General features: G+C 55.9%; 24 protein-coding genes, 1 tRNA gene and 1 pseudogene. 20 read left to right on the forward strand and 6 right to left on the reverse strand.

Annotated elements, in window-relative coordinates; all coding sequences use genetic code 11:
- From DK510_RS06925 to DK510_RS23610, 3 genes and pseudogenes are all read left to right on the forward strand, one after another.
- Positions 1-106: pseudogene (locus DK510_RS06925) on the forward strand (IS5/IS1182 family transposase); the annotation flags it as partial.
- A gap of 462 nt (positions 107-568) precedes the next feature.
- Positions 569-1,354 carry a site-specific integrase gene (locus tag DK510_RS06935; RefSeq protein WP_160116476.1) on the forward strand — a complete coding sequence of 262 codons (786 nt, stop codon included), beginning with the start codon at positions 569-571 and terminating at the stop codon, positions 1,352-1,354.
- A 45-nt stretch (positions 1,355-1,399) separates the two neighbouring features.
- Positions 1,400-1,579 carry a tyrosine-type recombinase/integrase gene (locus DK510_RS23610; RefSeq protein WP_370246253.1) on the forward strand — a complete coding sequence of 60 codons (180 nt, stop codon included), beginning with the start codon at positions 1,400-1,402 and terminating at the stop codon, positions 1,577-1,579.
- Between the two features lie 256 nt (positions 1,580-1,835).
- Here DK510_RS23610 and DK510_RS06945 read toward each other — a convergent pair.
- Positions 1,836-1,925, reverse strand: a tRNA-Ser gene (locus DK510_RS06945).
- Positions 1,926-2,048: 123 nt separating this feature from the next.
- Here DK510_RS06945 and DK510_RS06950 point away from each other — a divergent pair.
- The 10 genes from DK510_RS06950 to DK510_RS06995 all read left to right on the forward strand — a co-directional run bounded on the left by DK510_RS06950 (position 2,049) and on the right by DK510_RS06995 (position 10,000).
- Entirely contained in the window at positions 2,049-2,891 is an 843-nt protein-coding gene (locus DK510_RS06950) for a DUF2059 domain-containing protein (RefSeq protein ID WP_109311485.1), read from the forward strand.
- Positions 2,891-3,691 (forward strand): DUF2059 domain-containing protein, encoded by an 801-nt coding sequence (locus DK510_RS06955; protein ID WP_109311486.1) that lies wholly within the window; start codon positions 2,891-2,893, stop codon positions 3,689-3,691. Before DK510_RS06950 ends, DK510_RS06955 begins: the two co-directional genes overlap by 1 nt.
- Positions 3,692-3,899: 208 nt before the next feature.
- The gene (locus tag DK510_RS06960) at positions 3,900-4,523 is read left to right on the forward strand and encodes a 50S ribosomal protein L21 (protein ID WP_109311487.1); all 624 of its coding nucleotides are present in this window, start codon (positions 3,900-3,902) and stop codon (positions 4,521-4,523) included.
- 11 nt (positions 4,524-4,534) lie between these two features.
- Complete coding sequence (rpmA, locus tag DK510_RS06965; protein ID WP_058271644.1) at positions 4,535-4,804, forward strand: 50S ribosomal protein L27; 270 nt, start codon at positions 4,535-4,537, stop codon at positions 4,802-4,804.
- Positions 4,805-4,888: 84 nt separating this feature from the next.
- Positions 4,889-5,389: a GNAT family N-acetyltransferase gene (locus DK510_RS06970; RefSeq protein ID WP_160116478.1), complete on the forward strand. Its 501-nt coding sequence runs from the start codon at positions 4,889-4,891 to the stop codon at positions 5,387-5,389.
- Positions 5,386-5,994: a LysE family translocator gene (locus DK510_RS06975; RefSeq protein ID WP_109311489.1), complete on the forward strand. Its 609-nt coding sequence runs from the start codon at positions 5,386-5,388 to the stop codon at positions 5,992-5,994. Before DK510_RS06970 ends, DK510_RS06975 begins: the two co-directional genes overlap by 4 nt.
- Entirely contained in the window at positions 5,991-6,527 is a 537-nt protein-coding gene (locus tag DK510_RS06980) for a GNAT family N-acetyltransferase (protein WP_058277925.1), read from the forward strand. Before DK510_RS06975 ends, DK510_RS06980 begins: the two co-directional genes overlap by 4 nt.
- 37 nt (positions 6,528-6,564) lie before the next feature.
- Complete coding sequence (gene obgE / locus DK510_RS06985) at positions 6,565-7,599, forward strand: GTPase ObgE (protein ID WP_109311490.1); 1,035 nt, start codon at positions 6,565-6,567, stop codon at positions 7,597-7,599.
- The gene (gene proB / locus DK510_RS06990; protein WP_109311491.1) at positions 7,587-8,693 is read left to right on the forward strand and encodes a glutamate 5-kinase; all 1,107 of its coding nucleotides are present in this window, start codon (positions 7,587-7,589) and stop codon (positions 8,691-8,693) included. Before obgE ends, proB begins: the two co-directional genes overlap by 13 nt.
- Positions 8,694-8,737: 44 nt before the next feature.
- Positions 8,738-10,000 carry a glutamate-5-semialdehyde dehydrogenase gene (locus DK510_RS06995; RefSeq protein ID WP_109311658.1) on the forward strand — a complete coding sequence of 421 codons (1,263 nt, stop codon included), beginning with the start codon at positions 8,738-8,740 and terminating at the stop codon, positions 9,998-10,000.
- Here the strand turns inward: DK510_RS06995 and DK510_RS07000 are convergent.
- A complete protein-coding gene (locus DK510_RS07000) occupies positions 9,997-10,593 on the reverse strand; it encodes a histidine phosphotransferase family protein (RefSeq protein ID WP_109311492.1) in 597 nt (198 codons plus the stop codon). The genes DK510_RS06995 and DK510_RS07000 overlap by 4 nt on opposite strands.
- Positions 10,594-10,637: 44 nt before the next feature.
- Here DK510_RS07000 and DK510_RS07005 point away from each other — a divergent pair, with 44 nt between their 5' ends.
- From DK510_RS07005 to tsf, 5 genes are all read left to right on the forward strand, one after another.
- Positions 10,638-10,820: a DUF3553 domain-containing protein gene (locus DK510_RS07005; RefSeq protein ID WP_058271637.1), complete on the forward strand. Its 183-nt coding sequence runs from the start codon at positions 10,638-10,640 to the stop codon at positions 10,818-10,820.
- A 98-nt stretch (positions 10,821-10,918) separates the two neighbouring features.
- Complete coding sequence (locus DK510_RS07010; protein WP_109311659.1) at positions 10,919-11,674, forward strand: GNAT family N-acetyltransferase; 756 nt, start codon at positions 10,919-10,921, stop codon at positions 11,672-11,674.
- Positions 11,675-11,678: 4 nt separating this feature from the next.
- Entirely contained in the window at positions 11,679-12,515 is an 837-nt protein-coding gene (locus DK510_RS07015; protein ID WP_109311493.1) for a 1-acyl-sn-glycerol-3-phosphate acyltransferase, read from the forward strand.
- A 166-nt stretch (positions 12,516-12,681) separates the two neighbouring features.
- Positions 12,682-13,485: a 30S ribosomal protein S2 gene (gene rpsB / locus DK510_RS07020; RefSeq protein ID WP_058271914.1), complete on the forward strand. Its 804-nt coding sequence runs from the start codon at positions 12,682-12,684 to the stop codon at positions 13,483-13,485.
- Positions 13,486-13,561: 76 nt separating this feature from the next.
- Entirely contained in the window at positions 13,562-14,437 is an 876-nt protein-coding gene (tsf, locus tag DK510_RS07025; RefSeq protein ID WP_109311494.1) for a translation elongation factor Ts, read from the forward strand.
- A gap of 371 nt (positions 14,438-14,808) precedes the next feature.
- Here tsf and DK510_RS07030 read toward each other — a convergent pair whose 3' ends face one another.
- The 3 genes from DK510_RS07030 to DK510_RS07040 form a co-directional block, all read right to left on the reverse strand.
- Complete coding sequence (locus tag DK510_RS07030) at positions 14,809-15,564, reverse strand: LuxR family transcriptional regulator (RefSeq protein ID WP_109311495.1); 756 nt, start codon at positions 15,562-15,564, stop codon at positions 14,809-14,811.
- Positions 15,561-16,010: a type II 3-dehydroquinate dehydratase gene (gene aroQ, locus DK510_RS07035; protein WP_109311496.1), complete on the reverse strand. Its 450-nt coding sequence runs from the start codon at positions 16,008-16,010 to the stop codon at positions 15,561-15,563. The genes DK510_RS07030 and aroQ overlap by 4 nt, the downstream gene beginning before the upstream one ends.
- A 126-nt stretch (positions 16,011-16,136) precedes the next feature.
- Positions 16,137-17,138, reverse strand: a complete 1,002-nt coding sequence (locus DK510_RS07040) for an NADPH:quinone oxidoreductase family protein (protein WP_109311497.1) — start codon at positions 17,136-17,138, stop codon at positions 16,137-16,139.
- Positions 17,139-17,272: 134 nt separating this feature from the next.
- On the opposite strand from DK510_RS07040, the gene DK510_RS07045 reads away from it, so the two are divergent.
- The gene (locus DK510_RS07045) at positions 17,273-18,091 is read left to right on the forward strand and encodes an SDR family oxidoreductase (protein ID WP_109311660.1); all 819 of its coding nucleotides are present in this window, start codon (positions 17,273-17,275) and stop codon (positions 18,089-18,091) included.
- 23 nt (positions 18,092-18,114) lie between these two features.
- Positions 18,115-19,140 (forward strand): phosphotransferase family protein, encoded by a 1,026-nt coding sequence (locus DK510_RS07050; RefSeq protein ID WP_109311498.1) that lies wholly within the window; start codon positions 18,115-18,117, stop codon positions 19,138-19,140.
- 8 nt (positions 19,141-19,148) lie between these two features.
- On the opposite strand, the gene DK510_RS07055 is transcribed toward DK510_RS07050, so the two are convergent.
- Positions 19,149-19,757 (reverse strand): 2-hydroxychromene-2-carboxylate isomerase, encoded by a 609-nt coding sequence (locus DK510_RS07055; RefSeq protein WP_058271630.1) that lies wholly within the window; start codon positions 19,755-19,757, stop codon positions 19,149-19,151.
- Between the last annotated feature and the right edge of the window lie 124 nt (positions 19,758-19,881).

Raw genomic sequence — 19,881 nt, forward strand, 5'->3', positions numbered from 1 at the left:
CGGACGCCTCAAGGACTGGCGGCGTGTCGCTACCCGCTATGATAGATCCCCAAAGGTCTTCCTGTCGGCCATCGCTCTCGCGGCTACCGTCCTATTCTGGCTGTAAATCAATGAGTCTGGAGCCTAGCGAGATCAAATTCAGAGTCATTTGTCAGAGCATGAAACACCGGAGCTTTTTTTCTCTACATTCTGGCTTGCGTCTGATGATTGGGGGTAGTTTATCAGATTGGTTTCTATCTTCGACTTTGGGAGGAGTAGTGTAAGAAAAATCGTTAGTTTTTTGCATCTATTGAAAGGATCGCAGTCTTGTTTCTCGTTAACCTGTTGTGTTTCCTGGTGGCGGAGTATTTCAAACAACCAAGCGTAGAGTTTTTGACCATTCTGGTGCATCAGCTTCCGGAACATTTTTGGCGATTAACTTAGTTCCCCGAACTAATATCAGCCTTTTAAATTGTGTCCATCTCGTTTGGTGCTGTGATGGCAGTTAGAGAGTGCTGATAGTATGCACCGTCAATAGTAGGTGTCAGTCACAACGAGTTCACACTTTGTTGCGCGCTATCGACCTCGAGTGACCTTCCGTTTCACGCCAGCAGCGAATGCCCGCTCCGATGAGCCGCACTGCAGCATCTCGAAGGCTGGTCGAAGGTCCGATTTGGGTAAGGGCGAAGATGATTGGTTGTTTCAGGTCGGTCATGTCAAGTTCTACGACGGAATGGGGCAGGGAGGCACCGCCTGGTCGGACGAAACCATCAAGCGTTACAAGACGAGCCTGCGCAAAATACTCAATATCCTCGATGAGCTTTGTGAGGATGAGGGCCGCGATATTCGCGATCTCTTTGCAATGGATATTACAACGGCCGTGGTATCCGAGTTCGTCGAGCGAAGGAAAGACAAAGGTGTCACTGTGTCTACGATCAACCGCGATCTGACCGCGTTCCGGCACCTGATGGCTGAGATGAAAAACCAAGGTTGGGTTAGTGAGAACCCAGTCGTGTCTTATGAACGGCACGGAATGAAAGACAATTTACCGGACATTGAAATTCCAACCGATGACGCAATCAGGAAATTGGGGGCCAGAGCACTAGGAACACTGGCGTTCTTTTCGGAGTTCCTAAACGAAACCGGGGGGCGGGTCACCGAAACTGCGTTGCTTAAGTGGTCCGACATAAGGGGATTGGAGCATCCGACTAAAGGCAACGTTAAGGTCACCTATCGGAAAACCAAGGGGGGCAAAATCCGGGTCGTATTATTGCGACAAGCGGCGATCGACATCCTCCTTCGCATTCCGCGCTCCAATTCGTCTCCTTACTTATTTTGGAACCGGAGCGTTCACGGCTACTACAAGGATGCCTAGAACCTGTTCTGGAAATACGGGCAAGAAACTGGATTTGGCTCACGCCTGCATGATATCCGGCACAAGTTCGCGATCGAACGTTTGCAGGAGGGCTGGAGCATCTACCGGGTCAGCCGCTATATCGGCCATGTGTCGGTGAGGACGACCGAGCGCTATTACTTTCGGTATCTGACCCAGGAAGAGCAAAATGCCGCGAGTTCCGATGGGGACAACGGCTTCCGGTAAGTCTTCGCTGGCTCATGACCTGAAGACGGGCCTCGTAGATCTGCGGGGCCCGTTTCCCATTGTCGATCTGCGATCAGCAATGGCTGTCTGAAGGACGCATTTGCCGTGAAAATTGGATTGGACCGATGACATAGTCGGCGCAAGCGGAGCTCGAAATGTGACATAGTATGTCAAGTTTCGGGATTGTAAGGTCTGGCATGGGCACCTGATGAGTCGCCGCGTCGGCGATAACTTTTATTACTTACCAGGGGCATAGTGGCGGAGAGACAGGGATTCGAACCCTGGGTGGGCTTGCACCCACAACGGTTTTCGAGACCGCCCCGTTCGACCACTCCGGCACCTCTCCGCGGGGGTCTGTGAGGGGGGGATTTAGTGAGGAACGCGCGGGGGTGCAAGCAGAAAATTCCTGAAAATGACAAAGCCGGGATTTTCCGTTGCCTGGCGCGGTATTTCCCCTAGGCTCATAGGTATGACTTATCCTTTACGCCAAACTATCCTGCCGCTAATCGCCGCCGTTCTGTTCGTGATCTCCGGGTCGCAGCAAGCATTTGCTGCCGGACGAGATCGGATCGAAGCCTTTTTGACAACGACTGGGTTCGACGTTGCACTTGAAAGCATCGCGCTGGCCTCGGCCTCAGCCCCGCAAATGTTGGGAATCGATCCTGACGGGTTTGGGTCCGACTGGACACGCCTGACCGAAGAAGTCTTTGACACCAAGGACATGCGCGAAACAGCTGTGTCTATCCTGGAACAAACGCTGAGCGATGAGGCGCTAACCCATGCGGTCGAGTTCTATGCATCCGACCTTGGGCAACGGCTGGTCGAGTCCGAGAATGCATCGCACATGGTTGAAGATGACGATGCCAAGCAACTGGAAGGGCAGAAAATCGTCTCGGACCTGATCAAGGATGGATCCAAGCGGGTCGAAAATTTGAAACGCATGAACAATGCTATTGATTCCAGCGGGACGGCATTGCGTGCGCTGCAGGAAATTCAGGTACGCTTTTTACTTGCTGCCAGCGCCTCGGGGGTGATCGACTTGCAATTGGGCGCGGATGAACTGCGTCAGATGATGAAGCGCAATGAGACCGGCATGCGGCAAGCTTTGCAGCTGTCCGCGCTTGCCGGGGCAGCCTATACCTATCAGGATTTCTCGGATTCTGAGGTCGTCGCCTATGCTGAGGCATTGGAGCAGCCTTTGATGCAAGAAGTCTATGAGCTGCTGAATGCCATCCAATACGAAATCATGGCCATGAAGTTTGAAGATCTGGCCGCGCGGATGGCGGAACTGCACCCGGCTCAGGATATCTGATGCGCCTGATCGCTGCTTGTTTTGCCGTTTTGCTGTCAGCCATGCCACTGGCAGCGTCCGAGCGGGTTGAACGCCTCATGCAGGCGCTTCAAATGGAACAGGTCGTAGATATCTTGCGCGACGAAGGTTTGGCACAGGCGAAAGGCCTGAACGACACGTTTTTGGGTGGTGACGGCGGGCCGCTCTTCGATGATCAGGTGGACGAGATTTATGATCCACAGTGGATGCAGGAACAGATTTCTGGGACCTTTGAGGTCAGCCTGACAGCCAGCCAGATGGATCGCGCGATCCTGTTCTTTGAAAGTGATGTCGGGCAAACCGTTATCACACTGGAAAACTCGGCCAGAAAGGCTTTCGCAGATGAAACCATCAAGGACATGGCGCGCGAAAACTATCTGAACGGGGCAGGCGGCACCCAACTTTACCGGCTGGTCGGCGAGTATATCGACGTCAACGACCTGATCGAAAAGAACGTCCAAAGCTCGCTTAGTTCGGATTACAACTTTTTTCGCGGTCTCAGCGCGGATGGCGGAACCAGCTCGGAGGATATTCTGGCGCAGCTCTTGTCGGACAAGGGCAGGCTTGCCGAGGAAAACCGCATCTGGTTGTATTCCTTCCTTCTGGTGGCCTATCAACCGCTTAATGAGGCTCAGATGCGGGAGAACATTGCTTTTTCCCGAACTGAGACCGGACGCGCCGTAAACGAAGCCTTTTTCGACGGTTTCGACAAGATGTACGACCAGATCTATTTTCAACTGGGGCAGGCGGTCTCACGGGCGCTTGGCGCATCGGATCTTTGACCCCGCATTTGATGTTGACTTTGCCGATCAATCTATGGATAAGCGCGCATCCCGGCCGGTTTTCCGCGCCGGGTGTCGTTATTATTGACCCTAGGACCTTGTCCCACGGGTCGTCACACAGCCCGAAAAGGGCGCGCTGTTCGAGGTGGCGAAAGCCAAAAACGCCCGGTCGGGGACCATAGAACGCGATTAGACAAAGGAAAGACGCATGTTTGCGGTCCTCAAGACTGGCGGCAAGCAGTACAAAGTTCAAGCGGGCGATATCCTCCGCGTTGAAAAATTGGCTGCCGACGCAGGTGAAACAGTTCAATTCAACGATGTTCTGATGCTGGGCGGCGACGCTCCTGTTGTTGGTGCACCGTTCGTCGCAGGCGCAGGCGTTCAGGCCGAAGTGATCGAACAGATCAAAGGTGACAAGGTCATCAACTTCGTAAAACGCCGTCGTAAGCACAGCTCGAAGCGTACCGTTGGCCACCGTCAGAAGCTGACTCTGGTCAAGATCACCGACATTTTGGCGTCAGGCGCCGACAAGTCGGGCATCAAAGCTGCAACCGGTTCGGCGCCGGCTGGCGAAGCTGCCCCCGTGGCAAAAAAGCCTGCCAAGAAAGCTGAAGCCAAAGCAGAGGCACCTGCCGCTGCCGCTGCTGCTGCCGCTGACGATCTGACCCAGTTGACCGGTGTCGGCCCCGCCGCTGCCAAGAAGCTGGCCGAAGCCGGTATCGAGAGCTTTGCCGCTCTGGCCGCCTTGTCGGACGATCAGATTGCTGCTATCGAAACGGTCAAAGTGAAACCCGAATGGGTTGAGCAGGCCAAAGATCTGGCTAAAGGCTAAGGAGAGACAGAATGGCACATAAAAAAGCTGGCGGTTCCTCCCGTAACGGTCGCGACTCAGCTGGTCGCCGCCTTGGCGTGAAACTGTATGGTGGCCAGGCCGCCATTTCAGGCAACATCATCGTGCGTCAGCGCGGCACCAAGTTCTGGCCGGGCGAAGGCGTAGGCATGGGCAAAGATCACACCATCTTTGCAACCGTGGATGGCGCCGTGAAGTTCCACAAGGGACTGAAAAACCGCACCTTTATTTCGGTCCTGCCAGTGGCGGAGGCCGCAGAGTAAGCCGAAACCCAGAAGGTTTAAGAAAATTTCATGGGGGACCGGCAGAAAGTGCCGGTCCCCTTTCTCGTTTTCAGGAGCGGTCCCATGATCGAAGTGATAAAAACAGAGCGTCTTGTCTTACGTCGGTTTCGGCGTGAGGACTCGTCGCGTCTTGTCACTCTTCTGAACGATCTGGACGTGGTGCGCTGGTTGACGGTGGTACCGCATCCCTATGAGGCCGCGCATTCAACCGAATTTGTCGACGCGATGGCAGCCGAAGATGATGCCTTTGCCATCACTCAGGAAGAGAACCTCATCGGCTGTATCTCGACCGGATCTCAGCTGGGATATTGGGTTGCCAAAGCGTTCTGGGGGCAGGGCTATGTGACCGAAGCCTCCCGCGCGATGATTTCGAGGTTCTTTCGATCTGATCAGCAGGAACTCACCTCGGGTTATCACGTCGGCAACGAACGGTCTAAGGCGGTCTTGTCAAAACTTGGGTTCAAACCAAATGGCCAGCATCGTGCGACGGCGCAGTCGACCAACGAAGATGTGATAATTCAGGACGTTTTGCTGCGTCGTGTGGACTGGGAGGCGATGCAATGACCGTTGCAACAACTAGTTTCCTGATCTTCGCAGCCTCACAGGTCGGAACGCCCGGACCCGCCAATATGGTCCTGCTGGGCACAGGTGCACGCTACGGGTTTCGGGCGGCTCTGCCGTTTGTGGCCGGTGTGATCCTTGGCAAACAGCTGATCATCTGGCCCGTTGGTTTTGGTCTGCTGCAACTCGCGGATCAGGCACCGATTGTCTTTTCGGTCCTGAAGTACGCCTCGGCGGCGTATATCTGCTGGCTGGCCTGGAAGATCGCGAACCTGCGTCTTTCACGCAGTGAAACTGTCGGAGACGTGCCCGGTTTTTGGGCGGGGTTGATCGTTCATCCCCTTAACCCGAAGGCATGGGCCATGATCATAGCCGGTTTTACCGGGTTCGTTGCGGTTGGCACGCCCAGCTTTAACGCGACGTTCACGATCGCTCTCTGTTTATTGCTTTGCCAGGCGGTTTTACACCCGATCTGGACATTTGCCGGAGATAGAATTGCCCACGTGGTTGAAGGTCGGCCCGTGGAAAAATATCTGATGTGGACGTTAGCGAGTCTCACTGTTGCGTCCGTATTTTTTGTGTTGTTCGGAGGAGGAACGCACACATGAAACTCGAGACAATAATAAACCAGCCGGTCCTCGAAACCGAGCGGTTCGATCTGCGCCCATTGCGCCGGTCGGATATGGGTCTCATCGAGCATTATGCAGGCGATGAGCGCGTGGCACGTATGACTACGTCGATCCCGCATCCGCTGCCACCGGGGTCGGTCGAGGCGTTTGTGACGCGTTCAATGGCTGAAGACCGGGATGAGGACGTCTGGGCGATGGACGCCACCAAAGATGGTGGGCCGGAACTGATTGGTCTGATTTCGCTTACACGGCTGGATCGCAATCAGTCCGAAGTTGGCTATTGGGTGGCGCCTGTTTACTGGAATACAGGCGTAGCCTCACTGGCCGTCGAGATGTTGGTGAAAGCTAACCCGCTTGAAAACTCAAATTTGTTTGCCAGCGTGTTTCAGGACAATCCTGCCTCGGCCCGGGTTCTGACCCATTGTGGGTTCCAGTATCTGGGTGATGCCGAAAGTTACTCGGTGGCGCGCGATGCGAATGTGCCCACCTGGACATATAGTAAAAAACTCTGACTTGTGGCCGATGGGGCCCTTGCAGTAGGGGACAGTTATGAAATTTCTCGATCTTGCAAAGGTCTACATCCGGTCCGGGGCCGGCGGTGGCGGGTGCGTCAGCTTTCGGCGTGAAAAATACATTGAATACGGCGGTCCCGATGGCGGTGACGGCGGTAAGGGCGGGTCTGTTTGGGCCGAGGTTGTGGATGGGCTGAACACCCTGATCGACTTCCGCTATCAGCAGCATTTCTTTGCCAAGAACGGTCAACCCGGTCGTGGTCAGCAGCGCACGGGCAAGGATGGTGACGAAATCATCCTGCGTGTGCCTGTCGGGACTGAGATTCTGGACGAGGACGAAGAGACCGTCATCTGCGACCTGACAGAGGTTGGGCAGCGTGTTCTGCTGGCCAAGGGCGGCAATGGTGGCTTTGGCAACCTGCACTTCAAATCGGCAACCAATCAGGCTCCGCGCCGGGCCAATCCAGGTCAGGCAGGGATCGACCGCACGATCTGGCTGCGGCTGAAGCTGATTGCCGATGTGGGCCTGTTGGGCATGCCCAATGCTGGTAAATCGACCTTTCTGGCGGCAACATCGAACGCGCGTCCCAAGATTGCCGACTATCCGTTCACGACCCTGCATCCCAATCTTGGTGTGGTCGGTGTCGACAATGTGGAATTCGTCGTCGCGGATATTCCCGGCCTGATCGAAGGCGCCCATGAGGGACGCGGGATCGGTGATCGGTTCCTTGGTCACGTGGAACGTTGTGCCGTTCTGCTGCATCTGGTCGATGGCACCTCGGAAACCGTCGCCGAGGATTACCGCACCATCATTCATGAACTTGAAGCTTACGGTGGTGAACTGGCTGAAAAGCCCCGGATCACAGTTTTGAACAAGGTCGATGCGCTGGACGAAGAAGAATTGGCCTTACAACGGGCTGAGCTGGAAGAGGCTGTTGGTGGCCCTGTGATGACCATGTCTGGCGTCGCGCATCTGGGCGTGACCGAAGTGTTGCGCGCCTTGCGTGCCCAGATCGACGAAAACCGTCTGCGACAAAAACCCGTTGAGGAGACCAAGTCTTGGCAACCCTGACCGCAGCACGCCGATTGGTCGTCAAAATCGGCTCTGCCTTGCTGGTGGACCGTGATACCGGGTTGCTGAGGTCGGATTGGTTGCACTCGCTGGCCCAAGACGTGGCCTGGCTCAAAGGGCAGGGAACTGACGTCATTTTGGTCTCATCCGGCTCGATTGCGTTGGGGCGCGGTGTTTTGGGCCTGCCCATGGCGGATTTGCCGTTGGAACAATCTCAGGCCGCTGCTGCTGTTGGCCAAATTCGGCTGGCGCGGGCTTATGAAGAGGCTTTGACGCCGCACAAAATCACAACTGCGCAGGTTTTGGTGACGCTGGAAGACAGCGAAGACCGGCGGCGGTATCTGAATTCGCGCGCGACGCTGGAGACTTTGCTGAGCTTGGGCGTGGTTCCGATCGTTAATGAAAACGATACTGTCGCTACGGATGAGATCCGCTACGGCGACAATGACCGGTTGGCGGCGCAGATCGCCGTGACGGTTGGGGCCGATCAATTGATCCTGTTGTCGGATGTCGACGGTTTCTACACCGGGAACCCGAGTGAAGACGGAAACGCCAAGCGTTTCGATGTTATTGAGACCATCACGCCCGAGATCGAGGAAATGGCAGGCGATGCCGGTTCCGGTCTATCCAAAGGCGGAATGAAGACCAAGCTGCTGGCCGCTAAGATGGCAACTGCTGCCGGTTGTGACATGGCGATCTCCGAAGGTTCGACTGTGAACCCGCTGAAATCGCTTGAAGATGGCGCCAATTGTACTTGGTTTACAGCGACGCTGGACCCGCATGCCGCGCGCAAGCGCTGGATTTCGGCCATGAAACCGCGCGGTGAAATCGTAGTGGACGCAGGCGCGGCCAAAGCGTTGGGTAATGGCAAAAGCCTGCTGCCTGCTGGTATCGTTGAAGTAACCGGCGATTTCGGACGCGGTGATCCGGTTGCGATCATGGACCACCAATCTAGGCGTTTGGCGCAGGGCCTCAGCCGGTATACCGCGCAAGAGGCGGATGCGATCAAGGGTCGGAAGTCCTCAGAGATTGAAGCCACACTGGGCTATCCAGGCCGCGCTGTCCTGATCCATCGAGATGATTTAGCGCTGTAATGGCGCGATGATAGAACCAAATGACCGACCGAAAGGCACCTGAGATGAAGGATTTCGACAACATTCCCGCCCTTATGGCCGATCTTGGTAAGCGCGCTAAAGCAGCCTCGGCCGATCTGGCCTTTGCAAGTGCCGAGCGTAAACATGCCGCCCTGATTGCCGCGGCTGACGCTGTTTGGGCCAACCGCGCGGATATCATTGAGGCCAACAAGAAAGACCTGGAGTTTGGGCGTGAAAAGGGCCTGAGCCCGGCGATGATGGACCGGCTGATGCTGGATGATGCGCGCATTCAGGGCATGGTTGACGGGCTGCGCACGGTCGCGGATCAGGCAGACCCCGTGGGTGAGGTTCTGACCGAATGGGACATGGCCTCGGGCCTGAACATCCAGCGTGTTCGCACGCCTCTGGGCGTTATCGGAGTGATTTACGAAAGCCGTCCAAATGTGACGGCGGATGCAGGCGCATTGTGCCTGAAGTCGGGCAATGCAGTGATCCTGCGCGGCGGCTCGGAAAGTTTCCATTCCTCAACCGCCATTCACGCCTGTCTGGTCCAAGGGATAAAGGCTGCAAACCTGCCAGAAGATGCCATTCAACTTGTGCCCACGCGAGACCGCGCCGCAGTGCAAGAGCTGCTTACCATGACCGATTGTGTGGACGTCATCGTTCCGCGCGGCGGAAAAGGTCTGGTTGGGTTGGTTCAGCGCGAGGCACGCGTGCCCGTCTTTGCGCACTTGGAAGGTATCGTGCACATCTATGTCGACAAGGCTGCAGACCCCCAAAAAACGCTGGACGTCGTGCTGAACGCCAAAACCCGGCGCACTGGGATTTGTGGTGCTGCCGAGTGCTTGCTGATCCATCAGGATGTGGCTGAAACACTCGGCCGGGATATAATCTCCGCCTTGCTTGCGGCGGGCGTCGAAATCCATGCCGAAGGCGCGTTGGCCCTAGACGGCACCATAGCGGCCACGGGCGACGACTGGGGCAAAGAATTCCTCGACAGCATCATCGCAGCCAAGCCGGTGGCTGATATTGATCAGGCAATCGCGCATATTCGCCAGTTCGGTTCGAACCACACAGATTGCATCATGACCGAGGATGCTGATGCCGCTGCCCGGTTCTTTGAACGGCTCGACAGTGCGATCCTGATGCACAATGCCTCAACCCAGTTTGCCGATGGTGGCGAGTTCGGAATGGGGGCCGAGATCGGTATTGCAACTGGCAAAATGCATGCGCGCGGCCCGGTCGGGGCCGCTCAGCTGACGAGCTTCAAATACCTTGTCCGCGGCAACGGGACCGTACGGTCCTAAAACCGGATAGCGACGCGGGTTGAGGTGGTTTCCGCCGCAACCCGCCGACCCATCGAGGCAGCGGTCTGGGGCAGCAGTGCAAACTGCACCTGTGCTGGTGTCACCTTATTCGCAAATTGGTCCTTGGGTAGGTTCTTCCAAAGATCAGCCTCTATATTCAGCTTGTCCGCCACACCGGTCACCGTCCAACTGCCGCCGTTGTTTGCCACGGTGACATCGCCCCCCATCGGCATGGCGCTTTCGCAACACATCAGGGCCAGAAAGGCGAGCTTGACCTGATTGCGGGGCATGGCATCGGTCACGTGCCAGTTGACACGCACGCGACCAACGCTTTCGACGTCTTTCAACAACTCAGTGACTTCGGCCCGGCCCAACAGTTGATCGCTGGCCGACCCAAAAGCGACCCGAAAGAACCTGATCTTCGCTCCGGCACTTCCTACGCTGCCCGAGATCAGCTCCATCTCGGGGCCTTGCATGGTTCCGACCATCTCAAGCAGTTCCAGCCCGTTGATTATTGCGCCAATGGGGCTGATCAGATCGTGACAAATTCGCGACCCAATCAGTTCGGCCAGATTGACGTAGGTGTCGCCCATGCGTACCTCTCCTGTTGTATCTGCCGCCGGACCGGAGCCCGATCATGACAGACCTCAATGCCATACTTGCACCGGGCATGTATGTCCGCCACCCCGATTTCCCCGACTGGGGCGTCGGACAGGTGCAGTCCAACATTGGGGGCAAGATCACCGTGAATTTCCAAGAACAGGGAAAAGTGGTGATTGACGGAACCCGTATCGCCCTGACGCCCGTCTTTGATCCGTGAAACTGGTTTAAGAATGGTTAATGATGGGCCGCCGCCGCGCCGGTTGCCATTTGACCGAAAACTGCGGTATCAGCGCGCAAACAAAAGCGGAATACCCGATGCCGGATGCAGGCCCTTCTTTCACCGTCAAACTTGCCGAATCCGAGGCCGAACTGCGCGCAGCCCAGAGGCTGCGATATGATGTGTTCGTCCGCGAATTGGGCGGCGGCGGCAAGATGGTGGACCACGAGGCAGGGTTAGAGCAGGATCAGTTCGATCCTTATTTTGATCACATGCTGGCCTATGACGACGCCACTGGCGAAGTTGTGGGCGTTTACAGACTGTTACCGGGCGAACGAGCGATCGAATTGGGGCAGTTTTATTCCGAGGATGAATACGACCTGACCGTGTTGAAACAGAGCGGCCGCAAACTGTTAGAGCTTGGGCGTTCCTGCCTTCACCCGGACTATCGGGGCGGAACGGCAATGTACCATCTTTGGAATGGTCTGGCGGGATATGTGGCCGAGCGCGAGATTGAGGTGCTGTTCGGCGTCGCCAGCTTCCACGGCATCAATGTGCAGGAATTGGCCCAGCCTTTGTCGATGTTGCACCACAATCATCTGGCCCCGCCGGATCTGCGGGTCAGGGCGCAGCCCGATGTGTTTCAGAGCATGGACCTTGTCGCGCCGGATGCGCTGGATCGCCGTGAGGCGATGGTACAGGTGCCCGCGCTGATCAAGGCGTACCTGCGGCTGGGTGGCTTTGTGGGCGAGGGGGCGTTTATCGACCACGCTTTCAACACAACAGATGTATGCCTGATCCTCGACACGGCGCGCATGAACGAGCGCCAGCGGCGTATTTACGGCGGAGCCTGATCCAGTGAACGATCCGCTTTGGGACAGTGACGACGCGCCAGACCCGATTGAATTGGGCGTATTTGGCTGGGCATTGGTAATCTTGCGCGGCCTTCCCTTGGCACTGCTGGTTTTTGGCGGGCTGCTCGTTTTGTTGACCGTTCGCCTGATCGAGCGCCCGCTGTTCGGTTTACGGCGTCCGGTCACACCGTTCATTGCGCAGTTTGTCTGCCGCAATGCGCTTCGGCTTCTTGGCATCGGCTTTCGCAGTTCCGGTGAATTGTTGCGCGAACGCGGCGCTGTAGTCGCAAACCACACTTCTTGGCTCGACATCTTTGCGCTGAACGCCCGTAAGCGGGTGTACTTCGTGTCCAAGGCCGAGGTGGCCAAATGGCCGGGTATCGGCTGGCTAGCCCGCGCCACGGGCACGGTGTTTATCGAACGAGATCGCAAGAAAGCCCGCGAACAGACCTTGATCTTTGAAGAGCGCTTGAAAGTCGGCCATAAGTTGTTGTTTTTCCCCGAGGGCACCTCGACCGACGGCCTTCGTGTTTTGCCCTTTAAAACAACGCTTTTTGCCGCGTTCTTCTCGGGTGAATTGCGGGACTTCATGTATGTTCAGCCTGTTTCCGTAGTCTTTCACGCGCCAAAAGGGCAGCCTGACAGATTCTATGGCTGGTGGGGCGATATGGATTTTGCCCCGCATCTTCTCAAGACCTTGGGCGCGCGTCGGCAGGGGACGGTGGAATTGATTTACCACGTTCCAGCCAAAGTCAGCGATTTTGCCGACCGCAAGGCGTTGGCGGCACATTGCGAAGAGGCAGTGCGCCACGCGCATGCAATTGCGCGGCTTGAAAAATAAGGCCATTTGGCACTTGCACAGGGCGAAATCCTACCGTATACGCGCGCCATTAAAACCCGCAGGCGGGGTTTGGGCTATTTGAGGGAGACATCCTTATCTGGCCCGCCGGTTGGAGCATCCGCTTCTTTCACCCCCGCCCAGGCGTAAACCGGAAAAGGAAAATAGCATGGCTCTTCCCGAGTTCACCATGCGTCAGCTGCTGGAAGCTGGCGTTCACTTTGGTCACCAGACACAGCGTTGGAATCCCCGCATGGGCCCGTTTATCTACGGCTCGCGCAATGGCATCCACATCATGGACCTGACCCAGACCGTTCCAATGTTGGACCAGGCTCTGCAGGCCGTTCGTGACACCGTTGCAAAAGGTGGCCGCGTTCTGTTCGTTGGTACCAAGCGTCAGGCAGCTCAGCCGATCGCAGAAGCCGCTGAAAAGTCGGCTCAGTACTACATGAACCACCGCTGGCTGGGCGGCACGCTGACCAACTGGAAAACCGTTTCCCAGTCGATCAATCGTCTGAACCAGATTGACGAAGCCATGGAATCGGGCGCCGAAGGCCTGACCAAGAAAGAGCGTCTGGGCATGGAACGTGACCAGGGCAAACTGCAGGCATCGCTGGGCGGTATCCGCGAGATGGGTGGCGTTCCTGATCTGCTGTTCGTCATCGACGTCAAAAAAGAAGCACTGGCCATCGCCGAAGCCAACAAGCTGGGTATCCCGGTTGTGGCAATTGTCGATACCAACTGCTCGCCCGATGGTGTTGATTACATCATCCCCGGCAACGACGACGCAGCGCGCGCGATCTCTCTGTATTGCGATCTGGTTGCTCGTGCCGCTCTGGACGGTATGACCGCTCAGATGGGTGCTGCAGGCGTTGACCTGGGCGCATTCGAAGAAGCACCGGTTGAAGAAGTCGTTGCGGAAGAAGCACCCGTTGCAGAAGAAGCCACGCCGGAAGCCAAAGCCGAAGCGTAAGCTGCCCGTCACGTAAATGACATATGGGGCAGGGTAGACCTGCCCCAATTCCGTTTGAATTGAGGAGAGCCAAAAGATGGCAATCACAGCAGCAATGGTTAAAGAACTGCGCGACTCGACCGGCGCAGGCATGATGGACGCAAAAAAAGCGCTGACCGAAACCGGCGGCAACATGGACGAAGCCGTTGATTGGCTGCGCACCAAAGGTCTTGCCAAAGCGGCCAAGAAATCCGGCCGTACCGCAGCAGAAGGTCTGGTTGCAGTTCACGTCAACGGTGGCAACGGTGTTGCTGTCGAAGTGAACTCGGAAACCGACTTCGTCGCGAAGAACGCCGAGTTCCAGGAAATGGTTGGCAAGATTGCTTACGCGGCAGAAGGCGTCGACAATGTCGAAGCTCTGTTGGCTGCTGATCTGGGCGGCAAGAACGTTGCTGACACCTTGACCGACAAGATTGCCACCATTGGTGAGAACATGTCAGTTCGCCGCATGGCGAAACTGTCAGGCGACTCTGTTGTGTCCTACGTTCACAACGCAGCCACCAACGGCATGGGCAAAATCGGTGTACTGGTTGCACTGTCCGGTGGTGACGAAGTGATCGGCAAGCAGATTGCGATGCACATCGCAGCTGTGAACCCGGCGGCCCTGTCTGAAGCGGACATGGACCCGGCTGTTGTCGAAAAAGAAAAGCAGGTTCAGATGGACATCGCCCGTGAATCCGGCAAGCCGGAGCAGGTGATCGAAAAAATGATCGTTGGCCGTATGAAGAAATTCGTCGCGGAATCAACTCTGTTGAACCAGTCGTTCGTTGTGAACCCTGACCTGACCGTCGAAGCCGCTGCCAAAGAAGCAGGCGCAACCATAACTGGTTTCGTCCGTCTGGAAGTTGGCGAAGGCATCGTGGTCGAAAAAGAAGACTTCGCAGCTGAAGTTGCCAAAGCCGTACAGGGCTAAATCGGGCAGAGGCTCTGAAAGGGGCCTCAACCTGAACAGAAATAAACCGGCTACTTTCCAGTAGTCGGTTTTTTTGCGCCTTCCGGCGTAGGAACAGATCATACAACACTACTATTGGAAGTATTGAGGGGCCCCGCAGATGGGGATGGTCGAGGCCCCCCAAAATTCCGACTAAGAGACGCGGACAAATAGACGCCTTTATGTCAGAGCGACCGGAGAGCTTTGGTATTGCAAAGATCCGATCAAAACGTTCCCAGGCTAAAGCCACCACTCACGGAACAATATCACTTTGCAACTGGGGCTCAGATTTGGGAAGTCATGTTTTCCTTACCTTACGTAAATTGACGCAATTTAGCGTCAAAAAGAACACATCATGCTTCCATGATGAACATCTGATTTTGCAGGGATGCTTTGAGCACGGCTTGCGCTGTAGTTTCGACTGAAAGAGACTCACGGGCAAGCCTCAAATGTTTCTCAACGGTCGCCGACGTCAGCCCCATCAAAAGCGCTATGTCCTGTGTCGTCTTCCCATCGCCAACCCATTCCAGCGCTTCGCGCTGACGTTTCGTCAGAGCGCGATTGGGGGTGTTGTAGGGCAGGGTAAGTATCTTCAGATGCGCGACATTGTTCATCAACAAGATGTCATCGCCATGTTCCGCCCAGATAGCGTCGACCTCATCCTGACTTGTGTCACCACCAGCCGAAAGAGAGATCGCCCCCTTGGACCGCATCGACACCGAGGTGAAACTGACAGTGTATCCCGCCACAACGCCTTTTGACCGATTGAACTCGTATACCTGGCGTTCCTGGGCGGTCATCGTGCCGTCAGAATTCATATCTTGAATCATTCTCCAACTGGCCGCGCCTTCATTGTGCAGCGCCCATTTCAGCATTGGCGCATGAAAGTACAGCCCGTCGCGCACGAAACCATCGATGTACTCTTTGTCGTGGTTTGTAAGGATAGTGAAGTCTTCGGGGTCTCCCAAAGACGTTTCGGTCCTGTAACGCGTATAGCCGTATAGCAGACGGTCGAACCCGAAATTTGCCATCTGGCGACAATGAGCGTCCCAAAGCTCCTCCAGAGTTTTGACGTAGCTGAGGAAATTCAGATACTCACCCAGCTTCATACGGACCCCTCATTCTGCAGATGAGCCGACAACCCATCCAGCGCCATCACATAGCTCTGCAGCCCAAAGCCGCAGATCTGTCCCAGCGCAACCGGCGCCACATAGGATTTGTGCCGGAAGGGCTCGCGCGCATGTATGTTCGACAGGTGAACCTCAACAACCGGCAACTCGACCGAGGATATCGCGTCCATCAAGGCGACCGAGGTGTGGGTATACGCGCCGGCGTTCAGAACGATCCCGTCCTGATTGCCTTTGGCCGCGTGGATCGCGTCAATCAGCACACCTTCGTGATTGGATTGCAGGTGTGATACGTCCAACCCGATCGACGCGCCGTGGCTTACACAGGTTTCTTCGACCATTTTCAGCGTTGTACGGCCATAAACCTCGGGTTGTCGTGTGCCCAGCAAGTTCAGGTTCGGACCGTTCAAAATCAGAACTTTATGCATTCATTCTCCGTCCCATTACTGGTTGATAAACGTGATTAGGTATGGATGTCCACCAACCTGCGCACTCATCAGGCGAGTGTCGCGCATCGGACACCATCAAATCTTGAACTGAGCGTCGAAAACCAGTCAGGATTCGGGCATCGTTATCACAACTTTACCAAGAACGGTGCGGTCGTTCAGCAATGTCAGTGCCTCGCTTGCTTCCGCCAACGGAAACCGTTCGCTGATTTGCGGTTTTATCTGAGATTTGGCATATAAGTCGAACAATTCCCTGACATTTTCGGCATGTCCCTTGGGACCACGATGGACCGAAGCCCCCCAGAACACGCCAACGACCTGGCAGCCCTTCAACAATGGTAGATTGAGTGGGACTTTGGGAATACCGGCCGGAAACCCGACAACAAGGAACCGGCCATTCCACGCCATGCTGCGCAGCGCTGGTTCGGCATAATCCCCACCAACGGCATCATAGACGACATCCACGCCATTTGCGCCCGCTATGGCCTTGATTTCACCAGAGAATGCCTTTTGGGCATCACGATCCATCTGGCGGGAATATACGATTGTGTCGTCCGCGCCGATTTGACGGCAAAAATCCGCCTTTTCCTGAGAAGATACGGCCGCTATGACACGCGCCCCCATCGCCTTGCCCAGCTCAATGGCCGCGCTACCGACACCACCTGCGGCACCCAGCACCAAAAGCGTTTCACCAGGCTGCAATGCGGCACGGTCTTTCAGCGCGTGGTAGGACGTGCCGTAGGTGAAAATGAAACATGCCGCGTCATCGAATGGCATCGATGCGGGGAATTTCACTGCTGTGGCCGCCTTGACCGTCAATTGCGTGGTAAAACCGCCAAATCCGGTCAGCGCCAGAACCCTGTCCCCAACCTCGAACCCGTTCACGCCTTCTCCAACGCCCAATACCTCACCTGCGATTTCCCCCCCGGGGGCAAATGGTCTTGGTGGTTTAATCTGATACAGGTCCTGGATCATCAACGTATCGGGGAAATTGACGCCAGCAGCCTTGACCCCAACCAGCAACTCTCCCTTTCCTGGCACCGGGTCGGGCAGGGTCGTAAGTTCCAATGTATCCGGTCCGCCCGGCGCGACGCTGAGTAACGCTTGCATATTGACTGTCTTGTCCTTGTTATTCGGTTGAGAGGACCTTTGGCGCAGCGGTGAATGTTGTCAAGAATTCCGCAGGGTGCAAATCTCGCCGAAAATCGCCACCTGTGCCACAATTCAAAACCGAGGAGCAGACCATGACCCCTGAAACCCTATTTTCGCTGCAGGGAAAAACCGCACTGGTTACAGGCGGTGCCACCGGCATTGGCCGGATGGCTGCGGAATCGCTTGTAAGGGCAGGGGCACGCGTGCTGATCGCGTCGCGCAAGGGGGAAGCCTGTGAAACCGTCGCGGCCGAGATGAATGCTCTGGACGCGCCCGGAAGCGCCGAAGGTTTCAGCGGAGATGTCGGAACGGAAGAAGGCGTTCTGGCCATGGTCGATGAGGTCAAGAATCGCACGGATACCCTTGATATCCTGATGAATAATGCGGGCATCTCTTGGGGTTCACCGCTGGGACAGTTTCCCCATCACGCGTGGGAAAAGGTCAATTCCGTCAACGTCGCTGGTCTGTTCGAACTGACGCAGCGTCTGTTGCCGATGCTGATGAAGTCCGGAACACCTGATGATCCGGCGCGCGTGGTCAACGTTGGATCGGTAATGGGTGAGGTACCGATGGGCGACGGTGCCTACAGCTATTCCGCATCCAAAGCTGCGGTGCTGCACTTGACCAAGATTCTGGCCAAGGAATTGTCGCCCTATCACGTCACTGTTAACGCGCTTGCGCCGGGACCATTTGTATCACGGATGACAGCCTTTGCGACGGCAGACGAGGGGAAGCGCGAAAAGGTTGGCAAGACAGTTCCGTTGGGCCGTGTAGGTCGCGACGAGGATATCGCCGGGTGTTTGTTGTTCCTGTGCGGGCGTGGCGGCAGCTATGTGACCGGAGCCGTTATCCCGGTTTCTGGGGGCCTGAACGTGGTGACCGCCGGTAATCTCTTCGCCGAAGCACTATAGGGCCGGGGGAATAGTTATTGGAAATGCGTGATAAATCACAACTCGACCTGACGGCGCTAGACACCTATCTCAGCGCAAATTTGGACGGTTACATGGGGCCGCTGGAAGCGACGAAGTTCGCCATTGGACAATCCAACCCGACTTTCGAACTGCGCACACCGTCCAAGACTTACGTGCTGCGCCGTAAGCCGCCAGGCGTTTTGCTGAAATCAGCCCATGCTGTGGAACGCGAGTTTCGCGTTCAAAGCGCACTGGCCGATAGCGCGGTTCCGGTCCCTCGGATGATGCTGCTTTGCGAGGATGACGACATCATCGGTTCGGCGTTTTATGTCATGGAACGGTTGCAGGGGCGTGTATTCCTTGAACCTACGACGGATGAGGCCGACAACCCAACTCGCAGTCGTATATTCGACGAAATGAACCGCGTGCTGGCCGATTTGCATGACGTCGATGTGGACGCGGTAGGCCTGTCCGATTATGGCCCGCCGGGCAACTACTTTGAGCGCCAAATTGCCCGTTGGACCAAGCAGTATCGCGCATCCGAGACAACGACCATCCCCGAAATGGACGCGCTTATTTCCGCGCTTGAGGGGGCCATTCCAAACGATGACGGTCAGCGAACTTTGGTGCATGGTGACTACCGCATTGATAATCTGATGTTCGAGCAAAACGGTTCGCGCTGCATTGGCGTTCTGGATTGGGAGCTGTCGACGATTGGGCACCCATACGCAGATCTGGCGGCAGTCATCATGCAGTGGCAATTACCCCCCGGAAACGAGGGGCGCGGGTTGGCAGGCATCGACCGTCAAGCCCTGGGAATACCGTCAGATCAAGAGTTTATCGGGCGATATTGCCAGCGTCGCGGCCTACCCGGAATCAAAAATTTCGGGTTCTACCTGGCGTTCAATTTCTTCCGAATGGCCGGAATTCTACAGGGTGTGTACAAGCGCGCACTGGATGGCAACGCGTCTGATCCCAAACGCGCGCAGGTATTTGGGGCTTATGTTCCGGTGTTTGCAAAACACGGGCTGGAAGCACTGAAATCGTAGATATTCCGTCAGGCTGATGGCCGGGAAAGCTCCAACTCAATATTGCCAAGGCTGTTTTTGCCAAAGAACATTTCGGTGCCCACAAACATTGTGGGCACACCGAATACACCTTGCTTTACGGCGGCTTTGGATTGCTCTTTGAGCCGCTGCTTTACCTCAGCACCCGTCATAGCCTCGCGGATCTTGCGCGCAGGAAGTTTGTTTTCCTGCAAGATATCCATCAGCACACCCAGTTCGTCAACTTTCTGCCCATGCACCCAAATCGCATCAAATATTGCGTTTATGTATTTGGATTCCCATGATTTACCCGAGGCAAATACAGCGCCGCGCGTGGCAAATTTTGTGTTCACCGGGAAATGCGGGCTCATATGAAAATTCAATCCGCGTCTGCGGGCAAAGCGATGAAGATCATGGGTCAGATAGGCCGTTTTCTGGCGGTTTTCCGAGAATGCCTCGAACGGGTTCTGATTATGCGTCGCCTTGAATATCGTCGGCAGTAACACGGGCACATAGCTTACCTGCATGCCATTTCGTTCCGCCAATTCGGGCAAGACCTTATGGGCCAAAAATGCGTTTGGGCTGCAAAAATCGAAAATGAAATCTATGGTCTGCGTCATTGTCTAAACTCCGATACGACGATCTGTGAAATGAACTCTGAACCACCGGACGAATCTGTAACGCGTCCAGTGTACAGGCGGGAAGGCTGGCGCGCACTGGCCGTTGGTCACGATGTGGGAAATC

Origin of the sequence: Ruegeria sp. AU67 (assembly GCF_900312795.1) — a bacterium.
GTDB classification, from domain to species: Bacteria; Pseudomonadota; Alphaproteobacteria; order Rhodobacterales; family Rhodobacteraceae; genus Ruegeria; species Ruegeria atlantica.